The sequence below is a fragment of the Stenotrophomonas sp. C3(2023) genome (assembly GCF_032911385.1).
GTDB lineage: Bacteria > Pseudomonadota > Gammaproteobacteria > Xanthomonadales > Xanthomonadaceae > Stenotrophomonas.
Genome location: NZ_JAWJLO010000001.1, coordinates 772,226 through 789,767, shown reverse-complemented (window position 1 = coordinate 789,767; position 17,542 = coordinate 772,226). Strand labels below are relative to the sequence as shown.

Genomic DNA, 17,542 nt, shown 5'->3' with positions numbered 1-17,542 from the left:
GGCCCACCTGAGTACTGCGCCCACGCATGGGCGCTCTCAGGAGAAATACGTGCCGCACCATGAAAAGATCGCGTTGACCGGCGTCATCGAACATGTCTTCGCGCACCGCTTCACGCTTCAGGCCGAAGGACAGCCGTATCTGGCCGACCTTGGACCTAAAGGCGCCGAAGCATTTGCCCTCTCACCCGGCCTTGAGGTCGAGCTGGAAGGCGAGCGCCGCCCCTCGGAAATCAAGGTACTGAGCATCGCGCAGAAGGGCGGCCAACCGGTGGCGGTGGCGCGCGCCAAGCCGCACCACGCACACGGCCCGCGGCATCACGGTGGCGAAGGCCGCGAAGCCGAGACCGCGCGGGTGCTGCGCGCGGTGAAAAAAGCCGGGTGGCAGACCGATGGCATGCTGAAGCATCATCCCAAGCACATCGAAGTGCTGGCGTGCCGCGACGCGGGCCCGTGGATGGAACTGCACGTGGATTTCAGCGGCGGCATCTACAAGGAAAAGCCGGCTGAGAAGGGCAAGTGGTCACTCGGCTGAGGTAACCTCAGGCGGCTCCCTGCTCCGGTAGGTGACGACCGCTGGTCGTCACGCTTCCAGTTCGCCGCAGAACCCGGAGCAAGAGCGTGACGACCAACGGTCGTCACCTACCAGAAGCCCAGCACCCCGCTCCGGTAGGTGACGACCGTTGGTCGTCACGCTTCCGGGCCACCGCGGAAGCCAGAGCAGGAGCGTGACGACCGACGGTCGTCACCTACCAGAAGCCCAGCACCCCGCCTCGGTAGGTGACGACCGCTGGTCGTCACGCTTCCAGGCCACCGCAGAACCCGGAGCAGGAGCGTGACGACCAACGGTCGTCACCTACCCTCATTGCGAACCGGACTCACCGCGCAGGTTTACTGCGCGGTACTGCTTCTGACTGCCGTAACGCGCTCCGTTCTTCTCGAACGTCGCGCAGAGTCGCCCCTCTCCGCAAGGGGCCAGATCGGCGTGCGTGACGCGCTGCCAGTAATCTATCGATGTGCGAAGCTGCGCCAGCTCTTCGCGCTTTTCGTTGATGATGCCAAGCGAAAAAGCCACGGCTCCCAGACCCAGAATGCCGGCGACGAGCATCGTCGCCGAAGCGATCCACATGCGCCGCGTCGCCCGCGTTTCAAGCCCATGCTGCGCCTGCGCGTAGCGCTGGGTGGCCTGCTGCAGCGTCTGGTCCGCGCGCCCTATCTCCTTGTTGAAGCGCTGCGCGGCCGGCTCCAGCGTCTGCGTCAACGCCTGATTGGTCAGCTGTGTCAGCCGTGGCAGTGCATTCTCCACGACCCGGTTGACCCTCGCATCCGCGCTGCCGGCCACGTTCTGCAGCAGGTGGAGCTGCTCAGCGATCAGGTCGCGCAGCCGTTGCTCGCGCTGCTGCATCGACGACATCAACGTTGTCATGACCCGGATGGCCTCGTGCAACGAGGCGTTCGAGTGATTCAAGGCCGTGACCATGTCTGCCGTGACGGCAGCATCTTGCGTCTTCATTAATCCTCCAGTATCTGATTCCGCACAGCGACGTTCTGATCAGCCACCGTCCCCTCCCTCCCCCGCACCACCCTCTCCATTCCCACCACCGGCTCCTTGCGGACCGGGAACAAACCCCGGCAGCGTCATCACCATCACGGGCCCACGGCTGCTCTGCGTCTGTGGTGGTGCCTCCATTGCCAATGTCTGACACAGGACCGCCTGCTCGAGCGCTTCCTGCCGGGCCTGCAGTTCGAGGAAGTCATTGCCTCTCTGTAACAGTGCATGCGTTGCAGGGCTGTTCGCCACGCGGGTCAGGGCCTGCTCTATCGCCCATTCGTTCCTGCTGTCCAAGGCGTAGAGGACCTCGTCCACGTGCGGGTCACCGGTGGTGGAGCTGCGCTTGCGCGGCGCCCACACATCTGCCGGGACAGGGTCTTCCGGCAATACCTCGCCCGGTCGCACCTGCGATGGGGCGACTACTGCATGTGCGGTTGTTGCAGGGAGTAGAACGTGGCTTTGCACGTGTGTGGAGACCGGGTCGATGCGGGCAACATCCTCGTCATGAGAGCCAAGGTGCACCATGGTTTCCGGTGCTCTGTCCCCGCTTCGCTCCTTCCAGCTCTGGTGGAAACACAGGTCCTGCTGATCTGCCAACTCGATCTCCCGCTGCAGCCGCCGCAGCGAATGCAGGGTGTCGGCTACCAGCTGCTCGCCGCACGGCTCGACGTTCGCAGCCTCATGAACCGTCGCTGGCCTGACCTCAGCTGAGCCTGTGCGCGCATCGTTTTCCGCGACGCCGCGCGCGAAGTCGATCTGCAGGTTTGTAATGACGGCATCCCGATGTTTCAGCACCAGCTCTGAGTCCGCCGGAAAACGCTCGGCGCTGGGCGTCTGCGGCGTCCCGCGCCAAGGCACGTATGCCACAGCCGATGTTGAGACGTCCTGCACCTCAGTGTCCTGACGAGGCCGCAGCCCCTGCTGGTCCGCCGTGTCCGACTGCCAGGCCAGATACCGCGCCTGATACGCTTCAGGGCCATCCAGCTCGCGCGGCACCTGTTGGTCGTGCTGCTTCTGCTGGCACTCCTCGGGCATACGCTCCAGCGTGGCGCGCTCCTGAGCGGATGCGGTCCCGCGCTGTTGGTCGGAGATCGCCGTGACCGTCGTCAATGTCGGCACGTACAGCATAGACTGTTGGCTCAACTCAGCCCTTGCCTGACGCACCGCCTCCGGCGTGGTCACCGCGACCTGGTGGGCGACACCATCCCGGCCCAGCTGGTAATGGATGATCTGGCTGTCGTAGCCGTAACGTCCCTGCTCGTTTGGCTTCAGCCGCTGCATCGTCGGACCGCTCAGGCCCTCGGCGTCCCGCGTGCGCTGGGTGGCCAGCTTTACCGCTTCCAGGTTGTGCGCCTGCGCGTTGATATCGATGCCAACGATGCGGTAGCGGTGCACGAGCTCGTTGTGCTCCATCTGCTCGGCCGTAGGCGCGGGACGGGAGCTGATGGTCGCCAAGGTAGCCTGAGCACGCTGAAGCGACGGCTGGCGCATCTTATGGGTCAGCTCCAACTCCAGCGCCAGATTGCCGGTGGCCACGCCGTCTTTGCCGAGCCACTGCCCGGTCTCGCTGCGCTGGTAGGTCTGGCCGTCATGGCCTTGCACACGGTTGTGGCGGGCGCGGGCATTGTCCACGGCGGCAGGAACGTGCAGCCCGTAATCGTGCCCGCGCTGGACCGCGTGGTATTCCAGGAACGCCTGGGCGACGGCCTCGCGCCCGTTGGCGATATTTTCTTCGATGCGAGCGAGGGCCTGCTGGTTGAGCCGACGGGTCTGTTCGGCGTCCGCAAGCTGCGACGCGTAAAGGCCCCGGTCATTGGCACCGTGCATACCCGTCTTGACCTGCCGCTCCCATGTCCGCGTCACGGGATTGCGATGCCAATTCTGGTTATCCAGCCCAACCCGGTCACCGGGCTGGGCCGGGAGGTTGAACGGGTTCTGCGGCAAGGGCGCTTTGCCCAGCGCGAACTCGGCGGCCTTGGCATTGGCCATCGCACCCAGTTCCAGCGACTTGGCATAGCTGGCCGCCACCTCCTGCTCGACTGCCCTGCCCTGCCCTTCCTGAAGCTTAGCCTGGCGCTGCCAGTTGCGGCCGTCAAAGCGCCAGTGCACGCCGGCACGATCGGTCTGGTCGAAGACAGCGCGGTTTTCCTTGAGGTCCACGCCCTTATCGAAGGCCTTGCTCATCACTACCGCATCGCCGACGATCAGTGCTGCGGGCACAAAGCCGCTGCTGCTGCCAAGCACGGCAGCGGTGGATGCACCGCCCAACCAGCCGCCGATGTTGCGGGCAACCGCATGATCGACCTCCGACTGCGCAGCGGCCATGTTGCCCTGCTCCATCAACGCCGACGCCGCTCGGGCCGTCATCACCGCATCGAGGCCGGTCGCCAGGAGACCGCCGGTCCGGGTGAGACCACGCACGGAGGCCTCGCCCATCAGCAGCTGCAGCGTGACTTCGCCACGCTGGCCGCGAGGGACGCGGAGAGTCCTGGCAGCTTCTTCTCCCAAAATGTTTTCGACCACAGCCACGCCACCTGGCGACATGGTCAAGCGGCCATTGTGGTAAGCGTTTGAGACGGCCTGGGACAGCCCATGCCGTTAGAGTTCGACCGCGCCACCACGGGTCAAAGGGTTGGGGACGCTTTGGATGTGCTGTAGCGTGCTGACCACACGCCCTTCGGTATGCGTCACTGCCGCCCAGCCGTTTTCCACGACCGAGAAGCCCTTCAGCTCCTGCAGCTGCGACGCATGAATCTGCGCATACATGGCTTCGTTGTGAAAGAAATTCTGGACAACAGGACGGATGTCATCGGCGCGAAGGCCAAGCGGTGCATTGGTGTATAAATCCCCATTGACGAGGCCTACGCGCAGCGTGTCACGAAGAGCCTCTACGCGCCCGCTAATGCGAGCAAGAGCATCTGAGTCGCCAGCTATAGCAGCGGTTCCATCCGGGGACAGCTCCAAACGCCTCAATCGCCTTTGCAACCCGAGTTGATAGTCAGCGATAGGGCCGCCGCTATGGGGCGTGACACCTAATATCTGCGCAAATGTTCGATCAGCTGGTAGAAAGATACGGTTCTCAGGGGCATGTATATCGAAATGCCCTGTATCAGAAAGAGCTTTGAGCAACTGACTTCTGTCAAGCGTCTGTTGCTCAATGGCGTGATGATCTTGAAAGATAGGCCTGCTGCCGGGCATAGACCAGACTCTTTTCTTGGCACGTCTACGGAGCCATTAGGCGTCCGATGCATCGATGAACCATAGGCCGTCGGCATCGGTATTGGTCTCGATGCCTGCCGCCGCGACTGCGTCTTTGAATACTCTATCGCAGAAGACTTCGATGGTGTAAGGCGTCTTGAAGACATGCGCCGAACCAAGGCGCTCGCGGTCGAATGTGACGCTGGCGCCACCGGTCAGATCGTAGAACTTGCCATTGACGAAGTCTTCGGTTGTATCGATCAGGAGCTTGGAGGCCTCTTCGTTCAGTGCATCAATCTCTTGAACCACGTCACAGAGCAAGTGGCGTGGTCCCTTCGAGCCATCAGCCAACCGGTAATCGACCTCGGCGAAGGCGAACGCGCGCGGATCGACCGAAACCATGACTTGGTGAAGCCGCTCGGAGACCAGCCAATAGCCACTGAAGCCAGGTTCCAGGTCTTTAGGCGGCGGTCCCTTAGTGCGGTTGTAGACCAAACGCGGAATTTCGCGCAACGGAGGAAAACCGCCACCTTCAGGCTTCAGGATCAGATGCGGGGGTGACAGCAAGTCCTTCACGTTCTCAAAGACGACCCCGTTTGCAGGGCCGTTGATTGTTCCCGCCTCAAGGATATAGAACTCCCCAGGCTTGGGCTGGCCGATTGTTGCGGCCGGGGGTGGCATCATTTTTTTCATTTATTCTCCGGGTAACCAAGCAGCTCTGGCCGCGGCAATTTCGGCCGTCATACTAGAAATTCCCTTAATCCAGCAGCAACCACAAGACCGCCGTCGACACGCTATTTTGCTGCCAGTTTCCGCAATATTCTTGAACTGCGGCATTGGCCAACTTAGTCAAACACATTCACTAAGCCGTATACAGTGCGCTCCATTTCTATCGATAGAACCGCCCACAAGTGAGCCAGGCAAATGAGTCTTTGCGTCTATCGTAGTTCCGGCGATGTCCCGACGCTCTGCTCCACTACACAAGGCTTTGGCCGCGATATGTCGCTTATGGTACTCATCAGACGTCTGTGCGCCTCGGTTCCAAAGCCGGAACGTCTCTTTGCAGTGCTGGCGCTGAGAGATCGCCACATGGCGCCGGATGCGACGCAGACTCGGCGCCGTAGCCATATCCGTTCGCAAACCACTGGGCTACAGCCTCCTCAGGGAGGGCTCGTCACTGGCCTCGCCCGAGCATTCTTGTGCCATGCGCAGGGGTCACGTTGCCCTGCTTCATAAACGCCGACGCCATGCGGGTGGTCACCACCGCAGCCGCATTGCTTGCCATGAATCCGCCGAGGTCAGGCCCGTCAGCCCGGGCGCAAGCGCGGCGCCCCGCTCGGTAGGTGACGACCGTTGGTCGTCACGCGGCAAAGCCGCCACAGAACCCAACGCAGGAGCGTGACGACCAACGGTCGTCACCTACCAGAAGCGAAAGATCGGCGCTGCCGCTAGTGCGGGGCCTACGCGGAGCGGCGGTGGCTCCGGAGAGAGCCCTGCTGGGATCTGGAGCGGGCGATGGGAATCGAACCCACGTCAGTAGCTTGGGAAGCTACAGCTCTACCATTGAGCTACGCCCGCGTTGCAGGTGCAGAGTCTATGCGGCAACGGGGGGCGGACGCAATGGTGGCGTGCGCCGTCAGCGTGCGCCGTCGGCGTACGACGGCTGATGCATGACCGATGTGGCGAGCCGACCGGTGCGGTCGGCTCGCCAGGTACGGCTACGGACTTAGAAGCTGCCGCTGAAGCTGGCGAACAGCGTCATGTCCTTGGCGCGCTTCTGGGCGGTGGTGGTGGTCAGGCCGAGATTGCTCTGCAGGCCGAACATCTCCATGCGCGCACCCAGGGTGGCGGTGGCGTAGTTCCTGTCAAAGCGCAGGCCCGGCACATGGTAGGTGCCGGCAACCGGCACGCTCTGCAGCCAGGCGCTGGCGTCCTGACGATCCTCGAACTCGTGGTCGTAGGTCACCTGCACGTACGGCTTGAGGGTGCCGCCGTCCAGACGCGCCTGCCAGCCCACACGACCCACGGTGGAGTCCACGTCCTGCGCGTGGTAACCCAGTGCAGTGGCGCTCGGGTTGCTCTCGACGTAGCCGTCCATCTTGACCTTCTGCCAGATCACCGCGGCCACCGGGCCGTGGCGGAAGCTGCCTTCGGTGCCGAACTCGTAACCGGCGTTGAGTGCGGCGGTCAGGTTGCTGCCGTCCGGCGAACCCTGGTGCACGTGGGTGGCCGGGCCGAGCTGGACCTTGCGGGTGATGTCATAGGACAGCCAGCTGTAGCTGACCTGGCCGTTGACCCAGGCGCGCTCGCCGTACCAGCCGGCAAACAGACCCAGCGAGGTGTCGGACTGGGTGAAATCACCCTTGTTGTTGCCGAAGTCGGCGTCCATGCGGCCGTAACCGGCGAAGCCACCCAACACCATGCCGTCGCGCGACCAGTCCATGCCGAACAGCCCGGCCGGGGCCAGGCCGTCGTACAGGTCAGCGTGGTCGTAGCGCTGGATGTCACCACGCACGCCACCCCACCAGGACATGCCATCGGCCGGGCGGCCGCCCAGGTGCATGCTCACCTGATCAGCGCGCGCACGGCCCACGGTCTGTGCCGAGTGGGTGAGAATCTGCTGGTTGCGCGGCGCTTCCAGCACCGACACGGCGTACTGGCCCAGCATCGCGTGGGTCGCGCCGGAGGGATGAATGCCGTCGGCGAACACGTAGGTGTAGTTGGCGTTCGGGCTGACCAGGCTGGTCGGGTTGCAGGCGATCGAGCTGGCCACGGTGCAGGCCGGCGCGGTGGCATTGGTGAAGCCGTAGGCGCCCGGATTGGCGACGATTTCCTGCAGCAGACCGAAGGTGTCGAGCGGAATGAACTCGATGTTGGCCTGCTTCAGGCCGCCATACAGCGCATCGTTGTAAGCCTTGGCAACGCCGGTGTAGGTTGCCATGCCAACCGCACCCTGCGAGCGCGCCAGCGGGGTCAGGCCGATGTCGGGCAGGTTGGGCACCATCACGTAGTTGGCACCAGCACTCTTGAGCGTGCTGACGATGCCGATCTGGTTGGTCACCGCCGCACCGATCACGGCCGGCGCCTGTGCCGGTGTGCCGATGGCCAGCAGATCATTGGCACCACCCCACACGGTGTACAGCGCGCGGCCGTCGGCCTTGCCGCCGTTGGCGGCCAGGTAGCGGGTGGCCTGGGTCTTCAGCGACGGCGTCGGGCCGAGGGCGCCCACCACGTCGGTGGCCACGGTGGCGCCGCCGGCGGCATGGTTGTCACCGATCTGGCCATTGCCGTTCGGCGCGGCGTTCAGGCCGTAATAGTCGGCCACATGCTCGGCCCACACCATGCTGGGGTTGGTGGTGAACTTGCCGGTGACCGGACGTGCCGATGCGGGCGTGATCAACGGACGGAAGTACCCGCTGTCGGTGAGGCTGTCGCCGAAGAACACGGTACGCGAGAAAGGCGACTCGGCGGCCATCGCTGGCGCCGCAACCAGGGCGATCGCGGCGGCGATCAGCGTGCGGGCAGGACGTTTACTGAACAGCATGTGCAACTCCTTGGGGATGAACCGCCGGGACATACCCCGGCGCATGGTGCAATGGTTTCACCAGCGGCGCCTGCGCTCACGCTGCGCCGCCGCATGACGAGCGGCGCCATTGTCACCGCAACACGTCCCCGCGTCATCGGCGACAATGCGGCCATGAACATCCAGCTCAACGGCCAGCCCCGTACCCTGCCCGCCGCGGCCACCCTGCTCGACCTGCTGCAGGCCGAACACCTGCTTGAACGCCGCGTTGCGGTTGAGGTAAACGGGGACATCATCACCCGCAGCCTGCATGCCAGCCACCTGCTGGCAGAAGGCGATGTGGTGGAGATCGTGCATGCCCTGGGCGGCGGTTGAGCGGCACCGCGCAGGACGATGAGCGCGTGCACCCGCACGGGCCGCCGCGCCGGCGCGGATTGGCCGGGCAGCGCAGGCCCGGATAGGCGATAATCGCGCCATGACTGCACACGCTTCCCCCGACACGCTGGTGATTGCCGGCAAGACCTATCGATCACGCCTGCTCACCGGCACCGGCAAGTTCAAGGATCTGGACGAAACCCGCCTGGCCACAGAAGCCGCCGGCGCCGAGATTGTCACCGTAGCCATCCGCCGCACGCCCTTCTTCAACCAGGGCGCTGGCCAGACCGCCGGCGAACCCGGCCTGCTCGACGTGCTGCCGCCGGAGCGCTACACCATCCTGCCCAACACGGCCGGCTGCTACACCGCTGAAGACGCAGTGCGCACCTGCCGGCTGGCGCGTGAACTGCTCGACGGGCACAGCCTGACCAAGCTGGAAGTGCTGGGCGACCAGAAAACGCTCTATCCGGACGTGGTGCAGACGCTCAAGGCCGCCGAGCAGCTGGTCAAGGATGGCTTTGAGGTGATGGTCTACACCTCCGACGATCCGATTCTGGCCAAGCGGCTGGAAGAAATCGGCTGCGTCGCGGTGATGCCGCTGGCCGCGCCGATCGGCTCGGGGCTGGGCGTACAGAACAAGTACAACCTGCTGCAGATCATCGAAGAGGCCAAGGTGCCGATCATCGTCGATGCGGGCGTGGGCACTGCCTCCGATGCGGCCATTGCCATGGAGCTGGGCTGCGACGGTGTACTGATGAACACTGCCATCGCGGGGGCCCGCAACCCGGTGCTGATGGCCAGCGCCATGCGCAAAGCCGTGGAAGCCGGACGTGAAGCGTTCCTGGCTGGCCGCATTCCCCGCAAGCGCTACGCCAGCGCTTCTTCTCCGGTTGATGGGATGATCGGCTGATGACTGACCCGTTCTCAAGCACCGGCTCCAAGGCCCCGCCCAAGCCGTTCACTGTCAATGAAGGCCGCCGTGAGGTCCGCAGCTTCGTGCTGCGCCAGGGCCGCTTCACCCCCGCCCAGCAGCGCGCCTTCGATGAGCGCTGGCCGCGCTTTGGCCTGGATTACACCGGGCAGCTGCGCGACCTGGACGCCACCTTTGGCCGCCCGGCACCCAAAGTGCTGGAGATCGGCTTCGGCAACGGCGCCGCGCTGCGCTTTGCCGCGCAGCACGACCCGTCGCGCGACTACATCGGCATCGAGGTGCACGCCCCCGGCGTGGGCCGCCTGCTCAATGCACTGGCCGAGGACAACGCCGATCACGTGCGCCTGTACCACCACGACGCCGTGGAAGTGCTGGAAAACGAGATCGCCGATGGCGCGCTGGACGAAGTACGTATCTACTTCCCCGACCCGTGGCACAAGAAGCGGCACAACAAGCGTCGCCTGGTGCAGCCGGCGTTTGCCGCCCTGCTGGTGCGCAAGCTGCGCCCCGGTGGCCGCCTGCACTGCGCCACCGACTGGGAAGACTATGCCGAGCAGATGTGGGAGGTGCTCGACGCCACCGCAGGGCTGACCAACCGCGCCGGCCCGCGCGGCCAGGTGCCCCGCCCGGACTGGCGCCCGCAGACCCACTTCGAGACCCGCGGCCAGAAACTCGGCCACGGTGTGTGGGACCTGTTGTACGACCGCACCTGAGTTGACTCCTCTCGCCTGAGAGCCGCACCGGACCACAAGGGACCGCGCCGAAGATGGAAACCGCGCTGACGCTGACCACCGACATGAAGCTCGTTCTTGGGCTGGTCGGCTTCACGATGGCGATGTTCCTGTTCGACCGCATCCGCGCCGACGTGGTCGCGCTGGTGGTGCTGGTGGTGCTGGGCGTCACCGGCCTGATCGCCCCCGAAGAGATCTTCGCCGGCTTTTCCGGTAACGCGGTGATGAGCATCATCGCCACCACCATTCTCGGTGCCGGGCTGGACCGTACCGGTGCGCTCAACCGCCTGGCCGGCTGGCTGCTGCGCCGCGGCCATGGCGTCGAGCAACGGCTGATGCTGATGACCACGGCCATTGCCGGCTTGAACTCATCGTTCATGCAGAACCCTTCGGTAATGGCGCTGTACCTGCCGGTTGCTTCGCGGCTGGTCGCGCGCACCGGCCTGAGCCTGCAGCGTCTGCTGCTGCCGATCTGCTCGGCCATCGTGATGGGCGGCGCGCTGACCATGGTCGGCAATTCACCGCTGATCCTGCTCAACGATCTGCTCGCCTCGGCCAACAACAACCTGCCCTCGGGCCTTGCCACCATCGAACCGCTGGGCATGTTCGCCCCGCTGCCGATCGGCCTGGCCCTGCTGGTTGCCAGCATGCTGTACTTCCGCTACTACGGCGACCGCAAGCTGATCGAAGAAGAGACGCTGGCCAACGACGGCGTTACCCCGGCGCGTACCGAAAGCTATTTCAGCAAGACCTACGGCATTGAAGGCGACGTCTTCGAGCTGCACGTCACCGCCGAAAGTCCGCTGGTGGGCATGACGCTGGGCGAGGCCGAAAACCTGCATGATGCACCGCTGCTGCTGGCACTGAAGACCGGCAATGACACGCGGTTGGCCCCCCCGGCGGAAATGCGCATCTGGGTGGGCAGCGTGCTGGGGGTGATGGGCGGGCGCCAGCAGGTGCTGGATTTCGCGCAGAACCAGTTCCTTCGCATGTCCTCGCGGCTGAAGCATCTGGGTGACCTGTTCAACCCCAGCCGCGCGGGTATTTCCGAAGCAGTGGTACCGCCGACCTCCAACGTCATCGGCAAAACCGCCGGTGACCTGCGCCTGCGCAAGGAGCGCGGCCTGAGCCTGCTGGCGATCAACCGCGACAAGCAGGTGATCCGCGAAGATGTGCGCGACGTGCAGCTGCGCGCCGGTGACATGCTGGTCTTCCACAGCATCTGGACCGACCTGGCGCAGGCTGCCAAGGGTCGCGACTTTGTCATCGTCACCGACTACCCCAAGGGCGAACAGCGGCCGCACAAGTTCAAGATCGCCATGGCCATCTTCGCGCTGACCATCCTGATCGCACTGACCTCCAAGCTGCCGGTCGCGCTGACCCTGATGACCGGCGTAGCGGGCATGCTGCTGACCGGCGTGCTGCGCATGGACGAAGCCTACGCCTCGATCAACTGGAAGACCGTCTTCATGATGGCCGGGCTGATTCCGCTGGGCTGGGCGATGGACTCCAGCGGCGCCGCCGCCTGGGTGGCCGGCCACACGATCGACAAGCTGCCTACCGGCATTCCGCTGTGGGTGCTGGAACTGGCTCTGGCTTTCCTCACCACCGGCTTCTCGCTGGTCATCAGCCATGTCGGCGCGACCATCGTCATGGTGCCCATCGCCGTGAGCCTGGCCTTGGCTGCAGGCGGCAACCCCACCGCCTTCGCCTTGATCGTGGCCCTGTCGGCCTCGAACAACCTGATGACCGCCTCCAACCCGGTCATCTCGATGATCACCGGCCCGGCCAACTACACCCCACGCGAACTCTGGCGCGTCGGCGGCCCGCTCTCGCTGATATACACCATCGTCGTGGTCGCGATGATCAACCTGATGTTCTGAGCGACCGTCATCAGCTGGTGCCTCGGCAGGTGACGACCGTTGGTCGTCACGCGGTGGCCGCTTCGACCACAGCGCAACTTACGATTCTCCGCGCTGCAGCGCCTACAGCGCGCGAAGCAAACCGGGTCACCACGCGCGTCGCTTTCACTCATGCGCCTTTCGTAACCGTGAGGCCGGCCCGCTGCGCACCCTCCCCGTGTTCGGCCAGCTGATCACCCGGATTGGCCAACCAGCAACGCTTGAGCGACAGACAGCCGCAGCCGATGCAGTCGGTCAGCTGGTCGCGCATGCCCTGCAGCAGCGCGATGCGCTCATCCAGCTCGGCGCGCCAGCGTGCTGACATGCGCGCCCAGTCGGCCTTGGTCGGTGTGCGTCCCTCAGGCAGCGCTGCGAGCGCTTGGGCGACGGCCTCCAGCGGCATGCCGACGCGTTGCGCCACGCGGATCACTGCCAGCCGGCGCAGTACATCGCGCGCATAACGCCGCTGATTGCCTGCGGTGCGCAGACTGTGGATCAGCCCTTTACGCTCGTAGAAGTGCAGCGCGGAGATGGCCACGCCACTGCGCCTGGCCACCTCGCCTACACTGAGTTCCTGTGCCAGCATCGCTTGACCTCAACCTTGGTTGAGGTGGAATGCTGCCCACCCTGCCTCTGCTTTGCAAGACATCCATGAGCAACGACGTGACCGCTCCATTTCCAGCTACCGACACCCGTGCTGCGTCGATTCTGGCGCGCCCCTATCGCGGCACTACCATCGGCATGGTCGCACTGGTCGCCCTCATTGCGTTCGAGGCGCTGGCCGTGGCCGCCGCGATGCCGACGGTAGCCCAGGCACTGGATGGGTTGCGCCTGTATGGGCTTGCCTTCGGCGGCGCATTGGCCACCAGCGTGATTGGCATGACGCTGGCGGGCCGGCTGTGCGATCAGCGCGGTCCGGCGCGTCCGCTGTGGCTCGGGCTGGGCTGCTTCCTGCTTGGGCTGGTGGTGGCGGGGCTGGCGCTGCGCATGGGCGTGCTCATCGCCGGGCGACTGCTGCAGGGTCTGGGCATCGGGGCCATCGCGGTGTCGCTGTATGTGCTGGTCGCGCGCACCTATCCGACGGCATTGCAGCCGAAGGTGTTCGCCGCGTTTTCGGCTGGCTGGGTGGTACCGTCGCTGGTGGGACCGGGCTTGAGCGGCTGGATCGTGCAGCACCTGGGCTGGCGCTGGGTGTTTCTTGCGGTGCCGTTGCTGGCCGTTCCTGCCGCCGTGCTGGTCGCCCCTGCGCTGCGCAACCTGGTGCCGTCCAAGGCGCCAGCGGCCACCCGCCCGGTTGTTCGCTGGGCGCTTGGCACCGCCGCGGCGGCACTGCTGCTGTATCTGGGTGGCCAGCAGCAGGGAGCACGGGCGGTCGCGGTCATGCTGCCCGCGCTGGCCGTGCTGGTGCTGTGCAGCCGACGGCTGCTGCCGGCGGGCACGCTGATGCTCAAGCGCGGCTTGCCGAGTGTCATCGCGCTGCGCGGCATCGCCGCGTCCGCCTTCTTTGGCTGCGAGGCATTCCTGCCGCTGCTGCTGCAGCGCGAGCGCGACCTTTCTCCGGTGTGGGCCGGCGCGGCGCTGAGCCTCGGCGCGCTGGGCTGGTTCAGCGGTTCGTGGCTGCAAGGGCATCAGCAGCGCGGGTGGACACGGCGGCAACTGCTCCAGGCGGGCGCGTGGATGATGTGCGTCGGCATCCTGCTGACCTCGCTGGCGCTGCAGCAGAGCGTGCTGCTGGCACTGGCGCTGATCGGCTGGACACTGACGGGGCTGGGCATGGGATTGATCTACCCCAGTCTCTCAGTCCTGACGTTGTCGCTGTCCGAGCCGCATGAGCAGGGCGCCAACAGCTCGGCACTGCAATTGAGCGAAGCGGCAGCGGTAGCCGGTACGCTGGCATTGTCCGGTTCGATGTTCGCGATGTTTGTCGGTGGGCGGGAGACGCTGGGGTATCTGCTGTGTTTTGCCGTGACGCTGGTGCTGGCGCTGTTGACCACGGTGGTGGCGCGCCGCGCTACGGGATGATTGGCCACGCAGGCGTGCGGCGGCGGCCGGGAAGCGTGACGACCAACGGTCGTCACCTACCGGGGCTGAGCGCTGCGCCTGCCGTCCGCTTTTGGTAGGTGACGACCGTTGGTCGTCACGCTCCTGCCATGGATTCTGCGGCGCCGGGAAGCGTGACGACCAACGGTCGTCACCTACCGGGTCTGCGCTCGTCGTCCATCGGGCGTGTGGCCCGGTCAATGGGGGCGCGCGCCGACTTCGTCCACGTCTTCGCGCAGGATACGGCGGATTTCCAGTACGGCCTGCGGGGTCTCCTGCACGCTGTGACCGGAGACAATCACCTTTTCCGAGAGAGCCCCGTCCAGATGCGCACTCCAGTACGGCACCAGTCCATCGTCTGACTGCTGCAGCGGCACCTGCGGTTTGCGGTGCGCGATGATCGAGTGGTACTTCAGCCCGGGACGCAGTGGCAGCTGCGCGGCGGCTTCGACGAACGGGTCGCTGGCCTTGAGGTTGTCGATGCTGTTGGGAATGCGCAGGGGCTGCGCACCGTGCTTGGGCTCCACCTGCTGCAGGGTCTGGAAGACATCCTCGAATGCACCGAGGATGGTCAGCGGCAGCCTTACCAGCCGGCCGATCAACCGCCCCACCCGGTTACCGGCGATGTCGGTACCGCGGTGCGGGGCAGCGATGAAGATGGCGCGCTCCACGTTCGGCTGTGCATCGAAATGCAGCAGTGGGCCAAGCTTGGCCTGCACCCGCTTGAGCCGCTCACCCTTGAGCTCGTAGTTGGCCAGCAGGTCGTCCCACAACACCTCCCCGGACGAGCTGAGCAGCAGGCGTGCAAGCACACCGCCCATGCTGTGGCCGATGAACACCATGTCCTTCGAAGCGCGCGCCTGGCCACTGGGATCAAAGTGCCTGAGCGTGTCATTGAAGGCCTTGGAAATCTCGTAACGGTTGAGTGCGATGGGCGCGTTGGTCGGGTAGTAGACCTGCCACACCTGGTATTCGCGGCGCAGCTCCTGCTCGCCCATGATCTCGTTGGCCACGTTGACCCAGGCCTCCGGGCTGCTGCCCAGCCCGTGCAGCATGAAGATGATGCGCCGGTTCGGATCGTAGGGCTGCATGAGGTAGATGTGCGGCGCAGCGATGCCCTCGCTCAGGCCGAACAAGGTGCGCAGCGACTGCGTGGCAAAACCGCTCTGCGCCAGCCACAGTCCATAGGCGGCGGTGAAGTTGCCGGCCAGCGGCACGCGTTCGCCGTGCACTTCGACGTGGTCGGTCGCCTCGGGCGAGTACACGTCCAGCAGCACCTGGGTGGTGGCAAGCACCTGCTCGAGCGAATCGCCCTTGAAGCGCAGCAGCGCAGTGGCGTTGATCGAGGACATCTCGCTGAACTCGGGCACGCCGTCGTCGCCCGGCAAGGGCACGGCCCCGCCCTGCGTCGCCTGCGCGGCATCGGCACCGGGCAGGGGGCGCGCCAGCTTTGGCGGGTCCATCACCACGACCAGTTCGGCGCCGAAACCATCGCGCCGATAGCTGCTGCGCAGGCCCGCAAAACTCACTGAACCGGCGGCAATCAGCTGGGTGGGAATGCTGGGCATGCTCAGTCGATCGTAGTCGGAGGTCAGCGTCCAGCGCTCGCCTGCCACCGCCACGTTGTAGTCCTCGCCTTCCAGGGCCGAGGTGCGCGCGCGTTTGAACACCACCGAGGCTGTCTGCTCGGCGGCATAGTTGTAGTAATCGCGCACCTGGGTCTGACGGTCCTCGAAGGCGCGCTCGCGCGGCGAGCGGCCGCTGAAGAACAGATAGGCATACGCGTAACGCGCGGCTTCAAGCCAGGCGTCGACGGCGGCGTCACTCATCGGCTCGGTGCGCGCGTGCCTGGCTTTGGGGCTCAGCTGCAGGGCGGTCTGCACCCACAGTTCCGACAAGGTGGACAGGCGCTGCTCGATACTGATGCCATCGGTATCGAGCACGGTCTGACGGCAGGCCACCACGTCCTTGGCGCACTGGTCTTCGTCCAGACCGACGACGCTGAGTGTTTCCTGTGAATTGCTGCTCAGCTCGGAGGCGGTGAGGATGTCGCCGCGCTTGGACACCATGTAGTCGGTCGAGACGACCTCCTTCATGGTCACCATGGCACAGCCGCTGCCGAGCAGCAGCAGGGTAGCGGCGAGCAGCAGACGCAATTGCTGCACCCAGCGCGTCGTGGAAGTGCCGCTCATCGCGCGCGCTCCTGCTCCATACCGGGAATGCCGCGTCGAATCCATCCTGAGTAATCCTGTTGGGCCTGCGGCTGCAGGGCGCGTTCGGTAATGCGGCCCTTGGCCTTGAGCGTGGCCAGGTCCACGCCCGGCACCAGCGCATGCTGGTCATAGGCGTAGCCGGCCAGATAACCGGAGGCCAGCAGACGGTAATCCATCGGAAGTCCGGGTTCGATCTGTCGGGCCAGGTCGAACACGATGGTGGTGCAGTTGCTGGTGAGTGTGTTGTAGAACGCCGGTTCGGCATCCAGTTCGCGGGCCTGCTGCAGGTAGCCGGCAAACAGTGCGCGCAGCTGGCTGCGGTCCAGGCCTTCGATGCGGTACAGGTAGACATCCTCGCCGCGCGCATTGGTACGCGTGCGGATGATGTCGGTCTCCTCCGCAGCCACCAGGGTCATCTCGAACTGGCGGAAGAACCCGCCCAGCGCCGAGAAACTCTCGTTGCGTTCCTTGCGGATCTCCACCGAGAACACCAGATGCCGGCCGTCATCAAAGCCGAACGAGACCAACGTATGGGCGATGGCCGGCCCCATCCAGTAGGAGAGCACCAGGTCGGCCGAGCGCAGCTGCGCCAGGTCGTACTCGCGGCGGACCCAGCGCGCGTCGTAGTCCTGTTCGCTGCGCCAAGTGAAGTCGCGTACGTTGTCCAGTACCACATGGCGCCCGTCGAAGGCGGTCACGTGCAGCCGCTGGGCCACATCGTCCGCCCACACCCGGTCCTGCTGCGGGGTCATGCTGGTCCACCACGCCACGGCGACGAGCACGCTGACAAGCCACGCGCCCGCAATGTGCCAGCCGGCCCGGCCACGGATGACCCGTGCTGCCATCCACAGGGCCAGCAGCAGCCAGAGCAGCGCACACGCTCCCGCCAACACGCCCGTCACCGGCAGTCGATAGGCCAGCAGCCCGGCGCCCCACAGGGCGGCCGGCACCATGATGATCCCCAAACTCCAACGTGCTGCGGCGTTCACCGGCGTCCTGTCGTGTACTGCGTGGATGCGTAGTTAGCCACAACCGCTGTCACGGCGGAATGGGCTTGCGCCGGACCCGCCCGGCTGGGGAA

14 protein-coding genes and 1 tRNA gene are annotated in these 17,542 nt (G+C 65.3%); 6 read left to right on the top strand and 9 right to left on the bottom strand.

What is annotated here, in order from left to right; all coding sequences use genetic code 11:
- Positions 1-49: 49 nt before the first annotated feature.
- Positions 50-532 carry a hypothetical protein gene (locus tag RZA67_RS03380; RefSeq protein ID WP_317211175.1) on the top strand — a complete coding sequence of 161 codons (483 nt, stop codon included), beginning with the start codon at positions 50-52 and terminating at the stop codon, positions 530-532.
- A 327-nt stretch (positions 533-859) separates the two neighbouring features.
- Here the strand turns inward: RZA67_RS03380 and RZA67_RS03375 are convergent, their stop codons facing one another.
- The 6 genes from RZA67_RS03375 to RZA67_RS03350 form a co-directional block, all read right to left on the bottom strand.
- On the bottom strand, positions 860-1,510 hold the full coding sequence (locus tag RZA67_RS03375) for a hypothetical protein (protein WP_317211173.1): 651 nt from the start codon (positions 1,508-1,510) through the stop codon (positions 860-862).
- A 39-nt stretch (positions 1,511-1,549) separates the two neighbouring features.
- Positions 1,550-4,072, bottom strand: a complete 2,523-nt coding sequence (locus tag RZA67_RS03370) for a hypothetical protein (RefSeq protein WP_317211172.1) — start codon at positions 4,070-4,072, stop codon at positions 1,550-1,552.
- A gap of 75 nt (positions 4,073-4,147) precedes the next feature.
- Complete coding sequence (locus RZA67_RS03365; protein WP_317211171.1) at positions 4,148-4,747, bottom strand: AHH domain-containing protein; 600 nt, start codon at positions 4,745-4,747, stop codon at positions 4,148-4,150.
- A gap of 36 nt (positions 4,748-4,783) precedes the next feature.
- On the bottom strand, positions 4,784-5,431 hold the full coding sequence (locus RZA67_RS03360; protein WP_317213793.1) for a DUF1629 domain-containing protein: 648 nt from the start codon (positions 5,429-5,431) through the stop codon (positions 4,784-4,786).
- An 820-nt stretch (positions 5,432-6,251) separates the two neighbouring features.
- Positions 6,252-6,325 (bottom strand) — tRNA-Gly (locus RZA67_RS03355).
- 148 nt (positions 6,326-6,473) lie between these two features.
- Positions 6,474-8,291, bottom strand: a complete 1,818-nt coding sequence (locus RZA67_RS03350) for an autotransporter domain-containing protein (protein WP_317211169.1) — start codon at positions 8,289-8,291, stop codon at positions 6,474-6,476.
- Between the two features lie 153 nt (positions 8,292-8,444).
- Between RZA67_RS03350 and thiS the strand changes: the two genes are divergently transcribed.
- From thiS to RZA67_RS03330, 4 genes are all read left to right on the top strand, one after another.
- Positions 8,445-8,645 carry a sulfur carrier protein ThiS gene (gene thiS / locus RZA67_RS03345; RefSeq protein ID WP_317213792.1) on the top strand — a complete coding sequence of 67 codons (201 nt, stop codon included), beginning with the start codon at positions 8,445-8,447 and terminating at the stop codon, positions 8,643-8,645.
- Positions 8,646-8,745: 100 nt separating this feature from the next.
- Positions 8,746-9,555: a thiazole synthase gene (locus RZA67_RS03340; RefSeq protein WP_317211168.1), complete on the top strand. Its 810-nt coding sequence runs from the start codon at positions 8,746-8,748 to the stop codon at positions 9,553-9,555.
- A complete protein-coding gene (trmB, locus tag RZA67_RS03335; protein WP_317211167.1) occupies positions 9,555-10,289 on the top strand; it encodes a tRNA (guanosine(46)-N7)-methyltransferase TrmB in 735 nt (244 codons plus the stop codon). The genes RZA67_RS03340 and trmB overlap by 1 nt, the downstream gene beginning before the upstream one ends.
- Positions 10,290-10,342: 53 nt before the next feature.
- The gene (locus tag RZA67_RS03330) at positions 10,343-12,190 is read left to right on the top strand and encodes an SLC13 family permease (protein ID WP_317211166.1); all 1,848 of its coding nucleotides are present in this window, start codon (positions 10,343-10,345) and stop codon (positions 12,188-12,190) included.
- A 148-nt stretch (positions 12,191-12,338) separates the two neighbouring features.
- Here the strand turns inward: RZA67_RS03330 and soxR are convergent, their stop codons facing one another.
- Positions 12,339-12,794, bottom strand: coding sequence for a redox-sensitive transcriptional activator SoxR (gene soxR, locus RZA67_RS03325; RefSeq protein WP_317211165.1), 456 nt, complete (start codon positions 12,792-12,794; stop codon positions 12,339-12,341).
- 65 nt (positions 12,795-12,859) lie between these two features.
- Here soxR and RZA67_RS03320 point away from each other — a divergent pair, with 65 nt between their 5' ends.
- Positions 12,860-14,230 carry an MFS transporter gene (locus tag RZA67_RS03320; protein ID WP_317211163.1) on the top strand — a complete coding sequence of 457 codons (1,371 nt, stop codon included), beginning with the start codon at positions 12,860-12,862 and terminating at the stop codon, positions 14,228-14,230.
- A gap of 215 nt (positions 14,231-14,445) precedes the next feature.
- Here the strand turns inward: RZA67_RS03320 and RZA67_RS03315 are convergent, their stop codons facing one another.
- Both RZA67_RS03315 and RZA67_RS03310 read right to left on the bottom strand, forming a co-directional pair.
- On the bottom strand, positions 14,446-16,440 hold the full coding sequence (locus RZA67_RS03315; protein ID WP_317211162.1) for an alpha/beta hydrolase: 1,995 nt from the start codon (positions 16,438-16,440) through the stop codon (positions 14,446-14,448).
- Positions 16,437-17,414 carry a DUF4105 domain-containing protein gene (locus RZA67_RS03310; RefSeq protein WP_317211161.1) on the bottom strand — a complete coding sequence of 326 codons (978 nt, stop codon included), beginning with the start codon at positions 17,412-17,414 and terminating at the stop codon, positions 16,437-16,439. Before RZA67_RS03310 ends, RZA67_RS03315 begins: the two co-directional genes overlap by 4 nt.
- Positions 17,415-17,542: the final 128 nt, after the last annotated feature.

Bases quoted from the DNA above. Each gene is read 5' to 3' on its own strand.
- RZA67_RS03375 (WP_317211173.1), bottom strand. From the start codon at position 1,510: ATGAAGACGCAAGATGCTGCCGTCACGGCAGACATGGTCACGGCCTTG.
- RZA67_RS03365 (WP_317211171.1), bottom strand. From the start codon at position 4,747: ATGCCCGGCAGCAGGCCTATCTTTCAAGATCATCACGCCATTGAGCAA.
- RZA67_RS03360 (WP_317213793.1), bottom strand. From the start codon at position 5,431: ATGATGCCACCCCCGGCCGCAACAATCGGCCAGCCCAAGCCTGGGGAG.
- RZA67_RS03350 (WP_317211169.1), bottom strand. From the start codon at position 8,291: ATGCTGTTCAGTAAACGTCCTGCCCGCACGCTGATCGCCGCCGCGATC.
- thiS (WP_317213792.1), top strand. From the start codon at position 8,445: ATGAACATCCAGCTCAACGGCCAGCCCCGTACCCTGCCCGCCGCGGCC.
- RZA67_RS03340 (WP_317211168.1), top strand. From the start codon at position 8,746: ATGACTGCACACGCTTCCCCCGACACGCTGGTGATTGCCGGCAAGACC.
- trmB (WP_317211167.1), top strand. From the start codon at position 9,555: ATGACTGACCCGTTCTCAAGCACCGGCTCCAAGGCCCCGCCCAAGCCG.
- RZA67_RS03330 (WP_317211166.1), top strand. From the start codon at position 10,343: ATGGAAACCGCGCTGACGCTGACCACCGACATGAAGCTCGTTCTTGGG.
- soxR (WP_317211165.1), bottom strand. From the start codon at position 12,794: ATGCTGGCACAGGAACTCAGTGTAGGCGAGGTGGCCAGGCGCAGTGGC.
- RZA67_RS03320 (WP_317211163.1), top strand. From the start codon at position 12,860: ATGAGCAACGACGTGACCGCTCCATTTCCAGCTACCGACACCCGTGCT.
- RZA67_RS03315 (WP_317211162.1), bottom strand. From the start codon at position 16,440: ATGAGCGGCACTTCCACGACGCGCTGGGTGCAGCAATTGCGTCTGCTG.
- RZA67_RS03310 (WP_317211161.1), bottom strand. From the start codon at position 17,414: ATGGTGCCGGCCGCCCTGTGGGGCGCCGGGCTGCTGGCCTATCGACTG.